The following is a 15,525-nucleotide window of genomic DNA, read 5'->3' as shown; positions in this document are numbered from 1 at the left end:
GCGCGGCTGCACACCGCGCGGGTCTCGGGCCCCCCGCCACCCGCACACCGAGGAAGGCACCTGCCATGGACTGGTCCCAGTACACCGGCCCCACCAACACCCGCGAAGCCGAGGACCGCCGCACCACCGAGGCCCGCACCGCCCGCCGGAGCGTGACCGACACCGTCACCGCCGCAGTCCTGGACGCCAACGGCGGCCGCAAGTACGCCACCGCCCGCGACCTATCCCACGCCCTGGACGACTACGCCCGCACGCAGGCCGCGACCGGCCCGGCAGCAACCTGCCCCGGCACCGTCGCCAGCGTCGCCCGCGCCATGGCCATCAGCTACGCCCTGTACGAGCGGGGCACGCGCTACACCCGCACCGGCATCTCCCGCACCTTCGGCGACTTCGTCCAAGGCAGCGGCCCGTACCAGCTCACCATCCGCGCGGACGACCTCCTCATCACCTGCCACGACGGAGGCGCGTACGGCCCGCTCCCCGACAGCGGATGGGACCGCCCCGCCGACGACGTAGCCGCCGCGTTCCTCGCCTGGACCGAGGCCAACCCCCACGACTGACCCGCAGCCTCCGGCCCCCGCTCCCACACGGTGCGGCGGCCGGCCCGCGCCTGTCACAGCCGACACCGCGCAGACGTTCCCCACCTACGGGGCCCCGCGGCCCCTCGCACACGAAAGGCAGCACCACCCATGGACGCAACCACCGCCACCCCCGCCGCCGACCGCGCCCTGTACGCGAGCGCTGTCCCGGCCCGTATGGCCGACTTCGCCCGCCGGGCGGAACAGCGCAAGGTCGCCGCGATGCGCGCGATCGAGGCAGGCGCGGACAACCCGATCCCCGTCACCTCCCCGCCGCTGCTGACCTGGCCGCAGGTGAAGCACGCCGCCGGGGACGACATGGTCAGCCTGCTGCGCGCCGCCTGCATGCTCCCCGAGGGCGACAACCTGGCCGTCGGCGAGTGGGGCAGCACCGACACCGCGACCGTGACCCGCCGCGTGGCCGCCGCGATGCTGTCCGTCGCCCTGGACGAAGGCGCGCTTCCCTTCACCGCCGCCCCGGGCCGCTCCCTGATCCTCTCGACCGGCAAGCCGCTCGACGGAGGCCCCGCCCCGTGGTGGCACGGCGTCGGCATCGCCACCGCCTGACATCCCCGCCCCACTTCACCGCGCCCCGGCCAACCCTCGCCGGGGCGCGGTGCCATGACCGAGGAGACACCCGTGATCGACCCCGCCGCCCTGCGCACTGCCAGCGTCGCTCTGCTGCACGCCACCGGCCCCCGGGAAGCCCGCGAGGCAGCCGCCGCCGTCCGTGCCGTCGCCGACACCGCCCAGCACTCCGCAGACCCGGGAGTGATGGCGCTGCACCTGGTGCTGGCACGCGCTTCCGACCTGCTGGCAGACCACGCCGTAGACACCCACGACGCGGACGAGCACCGGGAGCTGCTGGCCGCACTCGACGCCACCGCCGCCGCCCGCTCCCGCCTGTACGAGCTCCCCGACCTGGCACGCACAGCCTGAGTGAAGCCGCCGGCCCGCACGCACGACGGGACTTTCGGGACCGTGCTCAATCGCGCGGGCGCGCAGGGGGCCGACCGGCCCGGATGGGGCGGAGCAGCGCCCCGGGATCTCCCCTGTTGCGTGTCACTTCCGATGGTGTAGTGTTTGGGCTCCCGGGAGGGAACCAGCAAGCCACCCCGGCCCCGCACACCGACGAAAGGCAGCAACCGAGATGACGCCGACGCCCCGCCTGACCAAGGCACAGGCCCGCACGATCCGCTACGGCGCCCGCTACGTCCGCACCACCAAGCCCACCCTGGCCGTGCTCGAACGCCTGGGACTGCTGGACGTGTTCGGCGACTACACCACCGCCGGGCTGATCGCGCAGGCTGAGCTCAGGGGCGACGAGGCAGGCGCCGCCCACTGGCGCGCGGTCGCCGCCAAGCAGGAGGCCGACGCCAAGGCCAAGGCCGAGCACGAGGAGGAGCAGCGCAAGGCGCACGCCGAGTGGGAGGCCGAGAAGGCCGTGATGGCGGCCGAGGCCGCCGAGGCCGCCGCCGAGGAGCAGTACCGCCTGGCCGCCCTCTACTTCTCCGAGACCTGCCACGCCGCGAACTACGCCGTGGACGCCTACCAGACCAACTCGCTGGAGACCGAGCAGGAGACCGGCGAAGGCTTCACCGAGGCGTCCGTCTGGGGGCAGATCGGCGACAGCCTGGACCACTACGGCCCCGGCGGCATGGCGAACGACACCGAGGAGCGTTACCCGGTGGAGGCCCTGCGCGCCGCGTACGACCACCTGAACGCCGCTGCCGAGGCCGGGACGCTGGACGGGCACCGGATGGCCGAGGCCGTTGCCGAGGCCCGCCAGGTGCTCACGGACACCACCGCGAAGCTGTGGGCCGCCGAGGAGCTGGCGTTCATCGCCGAGGCCATCGAGGAGTACGGCTCCACCATCGAGGCCGCGTTCGCCGAGGCCCGCGACTACTTCCGCGACGGGGACCGTGAGCTGACCCTGACGGTGGAGCAGTACGAGGCGCAGGCCGCCGCCAAGGCCGCCGCAGAGCAGCAGTTCACGCTCGCCCTGTGGGTCTTCGGCCAGACCTGCATGGCCGCGTCGAGCGCCTGCGACGTGGCGCAGCAGGAGGCGCACCCCCTGGACGCGGAGACCAAGCTCCGGCCCGACTCGGAGACCTGGCGCCAGGTCGGCAAGGTGCTCCACTGCTACGGCCCGGAGACGACGACGAGCTACGGGGAGGCCTACTCCGTGGACGCGCTGCGCGCCGCGTACGACCACGTGGACGCGGCCGCCGAAGCGGGGACGCTGGACGCCGACCGCGACCAGGAGCAGCGCGCCGAGGCCCGCCAGGTGCTCACCACCGCCGCCGTCGCCGAGCTGCTGGAGGCTGGCGACGCCCCGGCCGCCGCCGCCCTGATCCTCAAGGCGAACAGCCGCACGGACTCCGGTGAGCTCGACGCCAACTACAACCCCGAGCTCTCGACCGCGACCGGCTTCCTGATCGGGCAGCGCTCGGATGGGCGGGTCGTCATCTCCCACCTGGTCAAGGGGCAGTACCTCACGCCGGACCGGGGCCCGTGGCGCGCCCAGCTCTCCGCGTACGCCGCCGACATGCGCGCCGCCGGGTGGACGGTCATGCACGACCGGGTCTCCCGTGTGGTGTTCGTCCTGCCTCCGGCCCCGACGGAGGAGGAGCAGCCCGCCGAGCCCGTGCCCGCCGGGTGGCTGCCGACCCCGCTGACCGAGTGGGAGCGGGAGCTTGTCGAGTACGCCGAGCGCTACCCCGCCCTGACGGCCGTCTGACGGCCCCTGACAGCCCGTGGGGCCGCCCGCCAGCACCGGGCGGCCCCCACAACCCCACCACCACCCGCAACGGCCCGCAGAAAGGCACCTGCCGTGACCCGCACTCCCACCGCCGCCCAGTCCGTCGCACTGAACCTGATCGCCGACAACCCCGGCCGCGTCATCGCCACGCTGCGCGGAGAGCACGGATACCTGACCATCAACGGCGGCACCGAGCGGTCCCTTGCCCGCTGGGGCTGGGTCGCCCGCCGGAAGATCACCCCGGGCACGCGCTCCATCCGCACCGACCGCGTCACGTACGACCGGCACGTCTGGGAGCTCACGCTTGCCGGGTACATCGCCATCAACCGCGCCACCGAGCGGGAGCTGCTCGCCGACGCCATGGGCAAGGGGCACACCGAGGAGCAGGCGCGCGACGCCCTGGACTTCGCCCGCCACCACGCCGGGCGTGACTGCACGCTGACCTACGCGGAGATGAAGGCCATCGCCATGGGGAGCGGGCCGGCCCGCACCGCGTACGGCGTCGGGCAGCGCGTCGTCTCCACGCTGCACGGCGGGTTCGGGACCGTCCTGGCCGATGTGCCGCACGCCACCGACCCCACGCGGGACATGACCGCCGTCGCGTTCGACAAGACCGGGGACCGCGAGGTGTGGACGACCGACCTGCGCCCGGCTGTGGCGTTCGAGCGGGGCATGCTCCGGATGTGCGAGGCCGCACAGCGGTGCACGGGCGGGGAGTGTGCACGGCTCGCCGACATCCCGGCCCGACCGGGCGGCCCCGACTGGGAGCCCGTCGCCTACATGCCGCGCATGCAGCAGATCGTGCGCGCCGACCAGGTGAAGCCCGGGGACCTGGTCCTCGCGTCCTGGACGTCGGACGGCCCGGACTGGTTCGTCAACGCCTACCCGGCCGCGCCCGCGCCGCTCGACCCCGAGTGCTGCGCCCACTGCCGCCAGGTGAGCGGCCCCGCCGTGCGGCTCACCACCCCGGACGCGCCGCACAACCCGTGGGAGACGTGCGACCCGTGGGCGGCCGCCGACCGCGTGCTGATCGTCCCCGCGGCCGCTCGCACGGACGCCCTGCGCGGCGCCTGACGCCCCCTGGGGCCGCCCGGCAGCACCGGGCGGCCCCGACACCCCCAACCACCCCGCACAGCCCCGCAGAAAGGCACCTGACGTCATGAGCGCCACCATCACCGCCCCCACTCAGCAGCAGCTCGGCAGCGCCCGCGCCACCCTCATCCGCGCCCGGCACATGGCGCTGAGCTTGGTCACGGCCGCCGCGACCGTCCGCGCCCACCTGGACGGCTGGACGCTCCAGTCCGACGCGGCATACGTCCACGACCAGGCGGCCGCCGCCGAGCGGATCGCCGCTTCCCTGACGCGCCGCGCCAACCGGCTCCGGCACGCCGTGGCCGCCGAGGACGCCAACGTTCCCCGGCTGTACGCGGAGCTGGACAACTCGATCGACAAGCTCCACCGGGGGGAGCAGGGCAACGCCCGGGCGGCCGCGCTGATCCTGGCCCGCTTCCAGAGCCTCAAGGACCACGACGCCCTGCCGTTCTGACCCCTGCCGCGCCCCTGCCCGCCCGGCCAGCAACCGGGCGGGCCCCGCCCCGAAGACCCGCACTCCGAACCGAAGGACACCCGCCATGCTGCACCGGCTGACCGCCGCCGCCCGCCGCGCCCTGATGCGCGCCGCCGCCCTGCTCGCCCGCCTGTCCGGCCAGCCCGACCCGCACGCCGCCGTCAAGGCCGTGATGTACCGGATCGGGAACCCCGGGATCACCGACACCGACCTGCTCGACTCGATCCAGGACGTCATGAGCCGCTTCGGCTTCAAGGCGCCCCGGGAAGAGGACTTCGGCCCGTGCGAGGGATGCCGCTGGTACTTCCTCCCGGCGGAGCTCGACGCCGACGGCCTGTGCGAGGAGTGCGCGCCCATGGAGCACGCCGACGTCGCCGCCGCGCGCCGCTGAGCGCAGCAGCCGGCCCGCCCCCACATCCCCGGCCGCCGCGCCCCGCACCCGACGGTGCGCGGCGGCCCCACCCGAACGGAGAGCACCCCGCATGAGCACCCCCGAGCCCCGCACCACCGCCACCGCCACCCCCTGCGCCGAGCACGACTCCGAGGAGTTCCGGCTGTGGTCCGTGAGGCCCCGCCAGGCAGGCGTCATGGACATCTCGTTCACCCGCGAGTCCGCCATGTGGCACGCGGAGAAGTACCCGCACCTGATCCCCGTGTCCCGCATGCCCGAGGGGCAGTGGGAGGACGCCCGCCCGGCCCCGACGGGCCCCGGTGAGTACCACGTGGAGTGGGCGATCGAGGTGCACGCCAACGGCCCGGAGGACGCCGCCCGGCAGGCCCTGGCCAAGCACCGTGACCCGGGCAGCATCGCGTGCGTCTACGACGTGTCCCGGCACGACGGGACGAGCCGCGCCGTGCAGGTGGACCTGAACACCCCCGAGGAGGTGAACGGCCCGCTGCGCGACCGGCCCTTGCCCGTCGACGTGAAGCAGCTCGACGACTCCGCGCTGTACGCCCTGATGGCGGCCGCCGAGGAGGAGTTGAGGCGCCGGACCGACGCGGCGCTCCCCGGTGCCGTACGCGCGGCTGTCCTGGAGCACCTGGAGCAGGCAGGCACGCCCGTGCCGGGTGAGCTCACGTCCGTCACGTTCAGCACGACGCACTACGACAACGGCGAGTTCTGGAACGAGTCCAGCGCCACGGCCAACTTCGCCAACCGCACGCACCTGGAGCTGGACCTGTCCGACGACGGGGAGCTGCCCGGGATGCTCGCCGACCACTCCGAGTGGTCCGAGCTGTCCGGCGGGGAGCTGCTGACCGTGCAGTTCGACCCGCCGCGCCTGTACGTCTCCTGACGCCCTGTGCGGCCCCGTGCCCGCCTGTGCGACCGCCGGGCGGGCATCGGGGCCCCCGCGCCCCCTGCGGCGCTCCTGCGGCCGCCTGTGGCCGCTCCTGGACCCATCCACACCGAACGGAGAACGCCCCCGTGAGCAGCAGCGACACCTTCCGCACCCGCCGACAGCAGACCGCCGACGACCTGTTCGGCTTCATCCGGGCCGAGGCCGCCCGCGTGAGCGACGACCAGGCCGACGACCTGCCCGAGCCGCAGGCCCTGGACCATCTGATCGCCAACGGCCCCTGGCGGACGGAGTGGAACGCCGCCGTGGCGTCCGCGATCCGGCTGCTCGACCCCGCCCGGTTCGGCAACACCACCGACGACCACGCCGACAAGGAGACCAGCGTCTCCCGCCAGCACTACATCGACACCGGCCGGTACCTGACCGTCGGTGAGGTCGCCGAGCTCCGTGCCTCCGGAGCCATCGACTGACCACCCCCGCGGATTCCACCGCCTGACGTTGTGCCCGCACGGCTGCTTGCCTCCCGGTGAGGCAGGCAGCCGGCCCACCCCCCGAACGGAGACACCCCCGCATGGCCCGCACCATCACCCCCGCCCAACACCGGGCGACCGAAGCCCTGGTGGAAGCGATGACCGGCGACGGCATCGACGTGGACGAAGCCCGGGAGCTCATCGGCGACTACTGGCGCGCCAACGTGTTCCCGGAGATCCCGCCGCCCGCCACGCCGCGCGTCGTCACGGTCACCCGGCACCGGGATGGCACGGCCGACACCCGCGCCTTCGACCGCGTCAACCTGCTCGCCGACAACCAGCCCATCACCCTCCTGTCCGGCCAGCAGGTGGATGCCGACCTGGACCAGGACCCGATCATCGTGGCCCTGGCGCGCGAGCTCACGGAGGCCCCGGAGCCCATCCGGCACGCGTTCGGCTCCGACACCCCGGTCGGTGAGGGGATGCGCCTGTCCGCGCAGTCCGAGTACCGGCGCCGTGGCGGCACGGGAGCGCCCCTGATCGGGCAGGTGGCGGCCGCCATCACGCGCCGCCTGGAGAAGGCCGAGAAGGAGGCCCCGGCGGACGCTGCCGAGCGCCTGGCGACTGCCGCGCAGCTCGCGGCCGCGCTCGGGGATGCGCTGCCCGGCGACAACTGGCACATGGCCGACGTGATCCGCCGCCTGTGCGCCGGGGAGATCACCCCGGCGGAGGCCCTGGACGAGACGGACGACGAGTGAGCGCCGCGCGAGGCTGGGACCGCGCCGGATTCCGCTGCGGCCGCTGCGACTACCCCATCGAGAGCGCCGACCCGGTCGAGTTCGCCCGGCAGGTGGCGGAGCACCGCGCCCAGTGCCAGGGGAGGCCCCGCCCGTGACCGTTGCCGAGCTGCTGCACGCGGCCCCGGCCGCCGCCGTCCCCGAAGGCCTCGCCGAAGCGTTCGCGGCGCGCACCCGCCCCACCGAGGACGGACACCGCATGTGGGCCCGTCGCGTCGAGAAGTGCCACCCCGCAGGCCGGTTCCGCCACAAGGGCCGCGACTACACCGCCCAGCAAGCCGCGTTCCTGCTGCGCACCGGACGGATGCCCGTCGGGTACATCCGCCCGTGGTGCGAGGTGCCGTCGTGCTGCGAGCCGGAGCACGTGGAAGACGCCGAGACCCGCCAGCGTGACCGCACGGCCTACGCGGGGATCACTGGGGTGAGGCACCGGCCCTGGTCATGCGACCACGACCCGGACACCGAAGCCCGGGTGCGTGGCGACGGCCGCCGGTACTGCCACGCCTGCAACCGAGCCTCCAGGACGCGCCCGTGACCCTCGCTGAGCTGCGCGCGTTCATCGCGGCCGCCGCCGACCTGCCCGGTGAGACGCCCGTGGTCCTGTCGTCCGACGCGGAGGGGAACCGGTACGCGCTCGCCGACGACGTCGCGTTCGGCCTGTACCTGGCCGAGGACGCCCACACGGGCGAGCACTACAGCCCGCAGGACCGGGAGGCCGCCCCCAGGGACGCCGTCCCTGCCGTGTTCCTATGGCCTGCGTGAGGCCGCCCCGGACGCGTGTCTCACAGTGAGACGCGCGTTCCCCGCCCGTCCCGCCCCACCCCGAGAGGAACCCCCCCGTGCCGCCCACTGGCCACCCCGTCAGCGTCGAGTTCCGCACCCCCGGAGAGCTTCCGGTGAATGCCCTGGCCGCACTGACCGCCATCGCGGAGCAGGTCGCCGTGCAGATCGGATCCGGGCCCCTGCTGTGGGGCACGCACTTCCGGCAGGCCGACGACGGCACCGGGTTCGTGGTCACGTTCTCCGGCACGCTCTCCACCGACGGCGACCAGGACGACGGGGAGGGGCCGGTTTCATGATCACGGTCCCATCACGCCGCCCGCGTAGGCCCGGCAGGCACCCCGAGAATCACGGCATGACTGACACCGCGAGACAGCCCCGCATCAGCCGCAAGACCAAGTACGCGCTCGTAGTCGTGGCGCTCATCGCATGGACGTTCCTCGCCAACCAGTGGGCGGGCAAGGGCTGCGACCTGGTCCCCCAGTCGTACGGCCTGGTCCTCAGCCACGGCACACCCGACCACTACGAGGGATGCGAGACCGAGCCCGGCGGCCCGGAGTACACCGACCAGTACGAGGGCTGACGCCGAGGGGGCGAGCCGGCCTCCGCGTGAGCCCGGCACCCCGTGGGCGCGCCTACGATGGGTGCGCGATGGAGCAGCGGCCGGAGGAACACCGGTCGTTCCATGGCGGCCCGCGCGTCCCCCGTGCTCCCGGGAAGGGTCGAACCCTAGGCCGCCCCCAAGCTGCGCCCCGCCGACTCTCCCTGTGTCGGCGGGGCGCTTCCGTGTCCGGGGGCAGCACGGGACGCAAGACCGGCCCGGGCCGCAGGGTGCCGCGCCATGAGCACCAACACCGCCGAAGGCACCGCCCCGCCCCTGTTCTCCTCCGACCCGACCGCGCTCGCGTGGGACCTGATCACCGGCTGGGAGGCCATGACCGCCCGCCACAAGGGGGAGCTCGCGCCCCTGCTGACCGAGGACGGGGGGTCGATCCGGCAGGGCGCCCTGGTGGCGTTCGACCAGGTGCGCACGGAGCAGTCGGCGGAGGCTGAGCAGATGCTGGCCGAGGTGATGCGCGGGTTGACCGAGGTGTACGGGTCGCCGCTGTCCGGGCGGACGTTCACGCTCACGTGGGCCGGGCGGGAGCGCCACGACGGTGAGGCCCCGTACCTGTGGGTCGTCGTGGGTGCCGACCTGGACGACGCCCGCGCGCGGCTGCAGGAGCTCCCGTCGTTCGTGGAGTGGCGGGAGCAGGAGGAGGACGACGTGGAGGAGCTCGACGGGCCCGCCAACCAGCATCCGGGCCTGCCGTTCGGCGGGTACTACAACGACCTGCGCAAGGAGCAGCCCAGGAACGCGCCTGTGGGGTGAGCACGCGACGTAGTGCGCAGCGGCCGGCAACGTTCGGCCGCGCTACGCCAGCACCGCCCGCACCACCCCAGGAGAACCACCCCCATGCCTCACTCCCACCCGATCCAGGCGCCCACGGTCACCGTGCCGTCGATGCTCGCCCACGAGTTCGCTGACGCGTTCGCCGACGGGATGACCGCCATGCACGTCGGACCGAACCTGACGTGTACGGAGGTCGAGGCCCTGGCCGCTGTGCTGGACGCGTTCGACGGCGCCGACGCGGCCCGCATGTGGGTGGAGGAGCACCAGACGGCCGGTGACTGCCTGATCGACCACGGGGAGACCGCCGAGGACGACGACGTGCCCGGGTGGGAGGACGAGAAGGCCCCGGAGGGGAAGGCGGCCGCGCCCGCCGACGGCGACGACCAGGACGACGAGGACGACGACGAGTGGGACGACGGCATGGTGCCGGTGCGCATGGGCATCACGTGCGCCGAGGCCTGCGTGTTCCACATCCCCGCGGTGGTCCGCATCCCGCCGGAGCTCGCCGCAGGCGTCCGTGAGGCCGTGGAGGCGGGGCGCGCCGACGACTGGGGCGACGACATGCACCCGGCGATGGCGGAGCTCTACGACTGGTTGGAGGGCAACCGGGACGCGTGGGAGAACCAGCTCGACATGGGCGTGCACACCCAGGACGGCGAAGACCTGGAGATCCGCTCCGTGGAGCCGGAGTGACCCCGCAGGACGACGAACCGGCCCCGGTGTCGTCCCGGTTCTTCTGGTGGACCGCCGACGGCCTCACCCGCCGTTGGCGCCCGCTGTACCTGGACGGCTGGCGCGGCGGTGACGAGAACTGCAACCGCACCGTGGGGATCCGACTGCCCGGCGGGGTCCTTTTCGCCTGCCTGAACGTGCCGCTGCGCCAGGAGCCGTGCGACGACTGCGCGGGCAGGGCGCGACACTGAGCCCGGCCGCGCTGCACCGTGCCCGCCATGCCAGCCAAGAACCGCCCCCGGGCCCGCAATACCGGCCCGACACCCGCCGTCCGGCAGGCCGTGTACGCCCGCGACCTGACCCGCTGTGTCCGCTGCGGATCCGCCACCACGCTGACCGTGCAGCACCGCGTCAACCGCGCCATGGGCGGCAGCAGCGACCCGGCCATCAACAGCCCGGCGAACCTGCTGACCGCCTGCCAGGCCTGCAACATGGCGTTCGAGGCGCGCCCGGCGGAGGCCTACCGCTTCGGGTGGAAGGTGCGCCGCCCCACCGACCCGGCGACGGTGCCCGTGTGGACGACGCTCGGCGGCTGGATGCTCATGAGCGACGACGGCACCGCCACGAAGATCCAGGCGCCCGAAGGGTTCCGGCGGTGACCGCGAAGGGCCCGGCGTGCGACCGGGAAGCGCACCAGCACGGGGAGTGCCCCCGACACCACCTGTGCCCGGAGTGCGGGGAGTTCCCCGACCTGTGCGACTGCGTACCGGGCAGGCCTGTGCGGCTGTGGCCGGGGGCGCGCCGTGGGTGACACCGAGGCTGGCTGAGCCCGGTGCGGTCGCGGCCGCCCTGTCCCCGACGGGGCCCCGGTTCACTTCTGCCGGTGTATCTTTGAGGGTGCTCGGTGATGGGGATGCCCCAGCCGGCCCGACTGCAAAGCCGTGCCCGCTAAGGAGAGCCGCCGTGACCGCACCGAACCCGGACATCGTCCGTATCCCGCGCCCCGACTTCGCCGACATCCGCCGCCAGGCCGCCGACGAGGTGGCCGCCGAGCTCGACGCCCTGGCCGCCGACCTCACCCGACGCGGGCACCGTGCCGGGCAGATCGTGCACCAGGCCGACGCCGCCATGGCCAGCCTGCGGCCCCGCCGGGACGCCGCACTGCTGTCCCTGTGGGCGTACGAGCGGACCCGGGGCGTGTGGAAGTCCTCCGGCGTCACAGAGCAAGCCGTCGTGAAGATCACCCGGGCCGCGCTGGGCCTGGCCGACGGCGAGGACGTTCCCGCGCCCGGCCCGGAGCGCGCAGCGGCCGCGAAGGCCGCCGGGATCGCGCACATGCCGACAGCGAAGGCCATCAAGCAGCTCATCGACCTGGCCGAGAAGACCGAGACCGCCCGGGCGCGCCGCGAGGTGGCGCTCAAGGTCCGCAACGACGCCGTGAAGACGCTCCTCGGCCCCGAGTACGGGTGGACCCGCGATCAGGTGATGGTCGTGCTCGGCCTCAACTCCTACAGCCGGATCACGGACATCGTGGGTGCGACCCGCACCCCGGCCGCCGACAAGGAGCTGCGGCAGCGCGCGGTCGCCGAGGTGCTGGGCGGCCGCGCCCGCAAGGACGTCGCCGAGGAGTACGGCGTGCCGTCGGCGACGCTCGGCACGTGGATCGCCCGCGCGAAGAAGGCCACAGCCTGACACGGCCCCTGACCTGCCATGACGCCGCCCCGCGAAATTCGCCGGGCGGCGTTGTCACACTCTGGGCGGCGCCGACGTTCCTACTCATTGCAAGGCCACCGCGGCCGGGTCTGACTCGTCAGCCCAGCCCCTACCGCGAGGGCATGAGCTCCCGGCGGCGGGCACACTCCCCGCGCTTGCCGCCGGACCCGGAAACTTCCGGCGGCGGTTATTACTACAGGCCCCGCCGCCGGATGCCACGTCCGGCGGTGGGGCCCCCGAACTCCCCCCGCCGCCGGGTGCCAGCAGCCGACGGTGGGAGCGTCCACCCGCCGTCGGCGACAGCTCCCGCCGTCGGGACTGCTCCGCTCGACGGCGGGATTGGACGTGCCGCCAGGTCGCGGGCTTCTTAGGCCCCCCACCCCCCGAGGGTCCGTGACCTGGCGACACAACCCCCGACGGGGACGCACGATGCCCCGCATGCCGACCCCCGGCCGCCCTGGCCCGCCCCCGCCCACCACCTCAGCAGTGGCGGCAGCGGAAGCGCGGACCCGTGGCCGGGGGGTCCGGTCCTCCGACGCCGCGAACGTTGCGGATCTCCTGCTGCGCGCCCCCGCCGGCCCCCGCCGCGCCACGTTCAAGACGCTCGGGGCGCGGGAGCGCACGTTCGTCCTGGGCGAGGTGCAGCGGGAGACCGGCAGCCTGTACGGCCTGTGGCACGACACCCCGTCCGGGTTCACCGAGGACGTGTTGGGTGAGTCGATCTGGTCCAAGCAGCGTGAGGTGCTGGACTCCGTCACCCGGCACACCCGCACGATGGTCCCTGCCGGGTTCGGCGTCGGGAAGACGTGGCTCGCGGGCCGGTTGGTGGCGTGGGCGGGCTGCGTGAACCCCGCCGGAACCATGGTGGTCGTCACCACGGCGACCCGGTTCCGCCAGGTCCGCTACCAGCTGTGGCCGCACATTCGGAAGGTGGTCGCCCGCGCAGGCCTGCCCGGGTTCTGCGACACCACGCAGTGGAAGATGCCCGACGTCCACGGCAATGACGTGGTGGTGGCGTACGGCTTCACCGCGCCCTCGAACGACGAGGCCGCTATGCAGGGCATCCACGGCACGCCGCGGCTGTTGCTGATCGTGGATGAGGCGGGCGGCATCGACAGGCTGATCGGCAACGGCACGAACAACCTGTTGACCGGTGATGCCGCGATGCTGGCGATCGGCAACCCCCCGGCCGATGACCCCCGGTCGTGGTTCGAGGTGATGTGCGAGGAAGGCCACGACCCGGAGAAGCCGGGCACCATCACCATCCCGATCCGCACCCTGGACTCGCCGCTGATCACCGGGGAGCGCGTGCCCTACTGCAACGACTGTCCGCCGACGCGGGAGCGGCACTCCCTGGCGATTCACCTGCCGTCGATGGACTGGGTCGACCGCACCATCCGCGAGTACGGCCCGGATCACCCGTACGTCATCGCCAAGGTGCACGCCCGGTTCCCCAAGGGCGGCGCGAACAAGGCGATCCCGTTGGCGTTCATCGAGGCCGCGCAGGCCAAGCCGGACCCGCAGGGCCCCGAGTACGTGCGGCTGTGCGACCTGGGCCTGCCCGGGGAGACCGCCGAGCACACCGTGAAGCGCGGCGCGTGGATCCGGCTCGGCGTGGACGTGGCGGCCGACGGCGGCGACGAGATGACCATTTACCGGGCCGTCGGCGACGCGGTCGAGTTCCGGCACGCTTCCAGCGGCCAGGTGAACATCAACCAGGTGGATGTGGCGGGGCGGGTCCTCGAGGAAATCAAGGCCGCGCAGCTCCTCGCCCGCGCGCTGGGCACCGAGGCCCCGGTGCGCGTGAAGATCGACCGCAACGGCCTCGGTCACGGCGCGCATTCCCTGCTGGAGCGGTGGGGCGAGGAAGGCGAGCACGAGGCGCAGATCGTCGGCGTGATGGTGTCGGAGTCGATCGACCCGGACCGCGAGGACCCCGGGCAGGTCATGCGGCCGTGGCGGAAGCGCGATGAGATGTGGCTGGCGGCCCGGTCGCTCATGCAGCCGGCGCCCACCCGCCGGGTCGACGGCCGCGAGGACGACGGCGACGACGCGGGCGGGCACGGCCAGTTGCGGCTCCGCGTCGACCACAAGTGCGCGGTGCAGCTCTCGACGCCGAACCTGGGCACGAACAGCTCCGGCGCGTCGGTGGTCGAGTCGAAGAAGGCCATGCGGGCGCGGGGCATCGACTCCCCGGACCGCGCCGACGGGGCGCTGCTGTCGGTGTACGAGCCGGAAGACATCTTCGACTCCCGCCGCCTGGGCCTGATGAACTGACCGGCCCTGGTCTCGGCCAGGTCACGGCAGGGGCGGGCGGGTACGCCGCGAGGTGGATACGGCACGGGTCTGGATCGTCCTGGCGGTCTACGGGGCGCCCGGGCGGGCCCGCTTAGCGTGGACATGTACCCCCTGGCACCACCTGATCGAGGCCCCATGTCCTGTGACCCCGGATTCCGCGGCTACCACCCCGACGTGCTGCTCACCGCCGTCGGCGCGGGCACTGCCGGGCGCGCCCACACGGGCACGGGCCAGTGGCCGAAGGGTGACCCGGACGCCCGGGCCCGCGCGGCGCACGCGGCCCTGGACGCGCTGCTGACCGGGAATGCGTGCCTGGCCGACCCGGACACGGTGGTCGTCGTCTACGGGGCCCCTGACGGGGTGCGGGACGGCCGCCCGGTCGTTGCGGCGGCGGCCGCCGCGCGGTGCTGCAGCTGCACATGATCGGGCCCTGTAGCGTCGCCCTGCTCACCGCTGACTGAGGAGGGGCCGATGGGCCGCCAGAAGCCGAACAAGCCGCGCCGCCCCCGGTGCACGAGCGCGCCGGCCCCGGCCACGCAGGCGTGCGCCGGGCAGCAGCTCGACCACAAGGACGGGAGCATGTCGTGCTCCACCGGTACGGCATGCCCGGGCGTTGCCCTACCCCACAACGGGTGGCGGGACTGCGACGCGTTCGGGCCGTGCGCGTACTGCGAAGGGCCGCGCACCGACTGGATCTGAGCAGCGAGCAGCAGGAAGGCCCGGTACCCCTCGCGGGTGCCGGGCCTTTGTGGTGAAGCGGTCAGCCGGGGAAGGGGCCGGAGATCGCGCCGAGCCCCTTGATTGCGTCATCCCGCCAGGTGCGGCGCTGCCCGTCGGCGGTGCGCGCCTGGACGAGCTGCGCGGCGGCCGCGAACCACGCCGCGGCGGTGTGCACGGCTTCGCCTTCGAGGCAGAGCACGCACACGGGCGCTCCGTCCGGGGCGGGGTGCCGGGCGGTGCTGCCCCACCAGCCGAGGCCGATCGCCCGCGCGCACTCGTTGCAGGCGACGAGCTCGGCAGCATCCTGCGGGTTGGCGACCATGCGGCCGCCCTGGGCGACGACCTGGCCGGTGCCCATGTCGACCACGGGGCCGCGCTGGCTCATGCGGGCCAGTGCTTCCCGCAGCGGCTCGGGGAACTCGGAGGGGTCGGCCGGCGGCAGGGCGCCGTCTTGGGGTTCGCTCATGCCGCGACCGTA

At 73.7% G+C, this 15,525-nt stretch carries 23 protein-coding genes; 22 read left to right on the top strand and 1 reads right to left on the bottom strand.

Annotated features, from left to right (window positions below; genetic code table 11):
• The first annotated feature begins 65 nt into the window (after positions 1-65).
• From AC3EUJ_RS03425 to AC3EUJ_RS03320, 22 genes are all read left to right on the top strand, one after another.
• A complete protein-coding gene (locus AC3EUJ_RS03425; RefSeq protein WP_431959379.1) occupies positions 66-560 on the top strand; it encodes a hypothetical protein in 495 nt (164 codons plus the stop codon).
• Positions 561-689: 129 nt separating this feature from the next.
• Positions 690-1,145: a hypothetical protein gene (locus tag AC3EUJ_RS03420; protein WP_431959378.1), complete on the top strand. Its 456-nt coding sequence runs from the start codon at positions 690-692 to the stop codon at positions 1,143-1,145.
• A 54-nt stretch (positions 1,146-1,199) separates the two neighbouring features.
• Entirely contained in the window at positions 1,200-1,517 is a 318-nt protein-coding gene (locus AC3EUJ_RS03415; RefSeq protein WP_431959377.1) for a hypothetical protein, read from the top strand.
• A 211-nt stretch (positions 1,518-1,728) separates the two neighbouring features.
• Positions 1,729-3,318 (top strand): hypothetical protein, encoded by a 1,590-nt coding sequence (locus AC3EUJ_RS03410; RefSeq protein ID WP_431959376.1) that lies wholly within the window; start codon positions 1,729-1,731, stop codon positions 3,316-3,318.
• Positions 3,319-3,411: 93 nt separating this feature from the next.
• Positions 3,412-4,413 carry a hypothetical protein gene (locus AC3EUJ_RS03405; RefSeq protein ID WP_431959375.1) on the top strand — a complete coding sequence of 334 codons (1,002 nt, stop codon included), beginning with the start codon at positions 3,412-3,414 and terminating at the stop codon, positions 4,411-4,413.
• Between the two features lie 85 nt (positions 4,414-4,498).
• The gene (locus AC3EUJ_RS03400) at positions 4,499-4,885 is read left to right on the top strand and encodes a hypothetical protein (RefSeq protein WP_431959374.1); all 387 of its coding nucleotides are present in this window, start codon (positions 4,499-4,501) and stop codon (positions 4,883-4,885) included.
• A gap of 85 nt (positions 4,886-4,970) precedes the next feature.
• A complete protein-coding gene (locus AC3EUJ_RS03395) occupies positions 4,971-5,297 on the top strand; it encodes a hypothetical protein (protein ID WP_431959373.1) in 327 nt (108 codons plus the stop codon).
• Between the two features lie 91 nt (positions 5,298-5,388).
• Complete coding sequence (locus AC3EUJ_RS03390) at positions 5,389-6,201, top strand: hypothetical protein (RefSeq protein WP_431959372.1); 813 nt, start codon at positions 5,389-5,391, stop codon at positions 6,199-6,201.
• Positions 6,202-6,332: 131 nt separating this feature from the next.
• A complete protein-coding gene (locus AC3EUJ_RS03385) occupies positions 6,333-6,674 on the top strand; it encodes a hypothetical protein (RefSeq protein WP_431959371.1) in 342 nt (113 codons plus the stop codon).
• 101 nt (positions 6,675-6,775) lie between these two features.
• Positions 6,776-7,432, top strand: coding sequence for a hypothetical protein (locus tag AC3EUJ_RS03380; protein WP_431959370.1), 657 nt, complete (start codon positions 6,776-6,778; stop codon positions 7,430-7,432).
• On the top strand, positions 7,429-7,569 hold the full coding sequence (locus AC3EUJ_RS03375; RefSeq protein WP_431959369.1) for a hypothetical protein: 141 nt from the start codon (positions 7,429-7,431) through the stop codon (positions 7,567-7,569). Before AC3EUJ_RS03380 ends, AC3EUJ_RS03375 begins: the two co-directional genes overlap by 4 nt.
• Positions 7,566-8,006 carry a hypothetical protein gene (locus tag AC3EUJ_RS03370; protein WP_431959368.1) on the top strand — a complete coding sequence of 147 codons (441 nt, stop codon included), beginning with the start codon at positions 7,566-7,568 and terminating at the stop codon, positions 8,004-8,006. Before AC3EUJ_RS03375 ends, AC3EUJ_RS03370 begins: the two co-directional genes overlap by 4 nt.
• Entirely contained in the window at positions 8,003-8,233 is a 231-nt protein-coding gene (locus tag AC3EUJ_RS03365; protein WP_431959367.1) for a hypothetical protein, read from the top strand. Before AC3EUJ_RS03370 ends, AC3EUJ_RS03365 begins: the two co-directional genes overlap by 4 nt.
• Before the next feature lie 77 nt (positions 8,234-8,310).
• Positions 8,311-8,550, top strand: coding sequence for a hypothetical protein (locus AC3EUJ_RS03360; RefSeq protein ID WP_431959366.1), 240 nt, complete (start codon positions 8,311-8,313; stop codon positions 8,548-8,550).
• Between the two features lie 56 nt (positions 8,551-8,606).
• The gene (locus tag AC3EUJ_RS03355; protein WP_431959365.1) at positions 8,607-8,834 is read left to right on the top strand and encodes a hypothetical protein; all 228 of its coding nucleotides are present in this window, start codon (positions 8,607-8,609) and stop codon (positions 8,832-8,834) included.
• A gap of 258 nt (positions 8,835-9,092) precedes the next feature.
• Complete coding sequence (locus tag AC3EUJ_RS03350) at positions 9,093-9,623, top strand: hypothetical protein (protein ID WP_431959364.1); 531 nt, start codon at positions 9,093-9,095, stop codon at positions 9,621-9,623.
• Positions 9,624-9,707: 84 nt separating this feature from the next.
• Positions 9,708-10,337 carry a hypothetical protein gene (locus AC3EUJ_RS03345; RefSeq protein ID WP_431959363.1) on the top strand — a complete coding sequence of 210 codons (630 nt, stop codon included), beginning with the start codon at positions 9,708-9,710 and terminating at the stop codon, positions 10,335-10,337.
• On the top strand, positions 10,334-10,567 hold the full coding sequence (locus AC3EUJ_RS03340) for a hypothetical protein (RefSeq protein WP_431959362.1): 234 nt from the start codon (positions 10,334-10,336) through the stop codon (positions 10,565-10,567). Before AC3EUJ_RS03345 ends, AC3EUJ_RS03340 begins: the two co-directional genes overlap by 4 nt.
• Before the next feature lie 27 nt (positions 10,568-10,594).
• A complete protein-coding gene (locus tag AC3EUJ_RS03335) occupies positions 10,595-10,975 on the top strand; it encodes an HNH endonuclease (RefSeq protein WP_431959361.1) in 381 nt (126 codons plus the stop codon).
• Positions 10,976-11,279: 304 nt separating this feature from the next.
• Entirely contained in the window at positions 11,280-12,008 is a 729-nt protein-coding gene (locus AC3EUJ_RS03330) for a transposase (RefSeq protein WP_431959359.1), read from the top strand.
• 459 nt (positions 12,009-12,467) lie between these two features.
• Complete coding sequence (locus AC3EUJ_RS03325; protein WP_431959358.1) at positions 12,468-14,306, top strand: hypothetical protein; 1,839 nt, start codon at positions 12,468-12,470, stop codon at positions 14,304-14,306.
• A gap of 156 nt (positions 14,307-14,462) precedes the next feature.
• The gene (locus tag AC3EUJ_RS03320) at positions 14,463-14,750 is read left to right on the top strand and encodes a hypothetical protein (RefSeq protein ID WP_431959357.1); all 288 of its coding nucleotides are present in this window, start codon (positions 14,463-14,465) and stop codon (positions 14,748-14,750) included.
• Positions 14,751-15,087: 337 nt separating this feature from the next.
• Here the strand turns inward: AC3EUJ_RS03320 and AC3EUJ_RS03315 are convergent, their stop codons facing one another.
• Entirely contained in the window at positions 15,088-15,513 is a 426-nt protein-coding gene (locus AC3EUJ_RS03315; RefSeq protein WP_431959356.1) for a hypothetical protein, read from the bottom strand.
• Between the last annotated feature and the right edge of the window lie 12 nt (positions 15,514-15,525).

This window comes from Actinacidiphila sp. bgisy160 (assembly GCF_057707815.1).
The sequence above is the reverse complement of the archived record's forward strand: the minus strand, read 5'-3'. Positions and strand labels throughout refer to the sequence as shown.

Coding starts and splice junctions, on each gene's coding strand:
- AC3EUJ_RS03355 (WP_431959365.1), top strand. CDS start 8,607: ATGACTGACACCGCGAGACAGCCCCGCATCAGCCGCAAGACCAAGTAC.
- AC3EUJ_RS03380 (WP_431959370.1), top strand. CDS start 6,776: ATGGCCCGCACCATCACCCCCGCCCAACACCGGGCGACCGAAGCCCTG.
- AC3EUJ_RS03325 (WP_431959358.1), top strand. CDS start 12,468: ATGCCGACCCCCGGCCGCCCTGGCCCGCCCCCGCCCACCACCTCAGCA.
- AC3EUJ_RS03410 (WP_431959376.1), top strand. CDS start 1,729: ATGACGCCGACGCCCCGCCTGACCAAGGCACAGGCCCGCACGATCCGC.
- AC3EUJ_RS03335 (WP_431959361.1), top strand. CDS start 10,595: ATGCCAGCCAAGAACCGCCCCCGGGCCCGCAATACCGGCCCGACACCC.
- AC3EUJ_RS03425 (WP_431959379.1), top strand. CDS start 66: ATGGACTGGTCCCAGTACACCGGCCCCACCAACACCCGCGAAGCCGAG.
- AC3EUJ_RS03315 (WP_431959356.1), bottom strand. CDS start 15,513: ATGAGCGAACCCCAAGACGGCGCCCTGCCGCCGGCCGACCCCTCCGAG.
- AC3EUJ_RS03320 (WP_431959357.1), top strand. CDS start 14,463: ATGTCCTGTGACCCCGGATTCCGCGGCTACCACCCCGACGTGCTGCTC.
- AC3EUJ_RS03390 (WP_431959372.1), top strand. CDS start 5,389: ATGAGCACCCCCGAGCCCCGCACCACCGCCACCGCCACCCCCTGCGCC.
- AC3EUJ_RS03350 (WP_431959364.1), top strand. CDS start 9,093: ATGAGCACCAACACCGCCGAAGGCACCGCCCCGCCCCTGTTCTCCTCC.
- AC3EUJ_RS03395 (WP_431959373.1), top strand. CDS start 4,971: ATGCTGCACCGGCTGACCGCCGCCGCCCGCCGCGCCCTGATGCGCGCC.
- AC3EUJ_RS03415 (WP_431959377.1), top strand. CDS start 1,200: ATGACCGAGGAGACACCCGTGATCGACCCCGCCGCCCTGCGCACTGCC.
- AC3EUJ_RS03400 (WP_431959374.1), top strand. CDS start 4,499: ATGAGCGCCACCATCACCGCCCCCACTCAGCAGCAGCTCGGCAGCGCC.
- AC3EUJ_RS03420 (WP_431959378.1), top strand. CDS start 690: ATGGACGCAACCACCGCCACCCCCGCCGCCGACCGCGCCCTGTACGCG.
- AC3EUJ_RS03345 (WP_431959363.1), top strand. CDS start 9,708: ATGCCTCACTCCCACCCGATCCAGGCGCCCACGGTCACCGTGCCGTCG.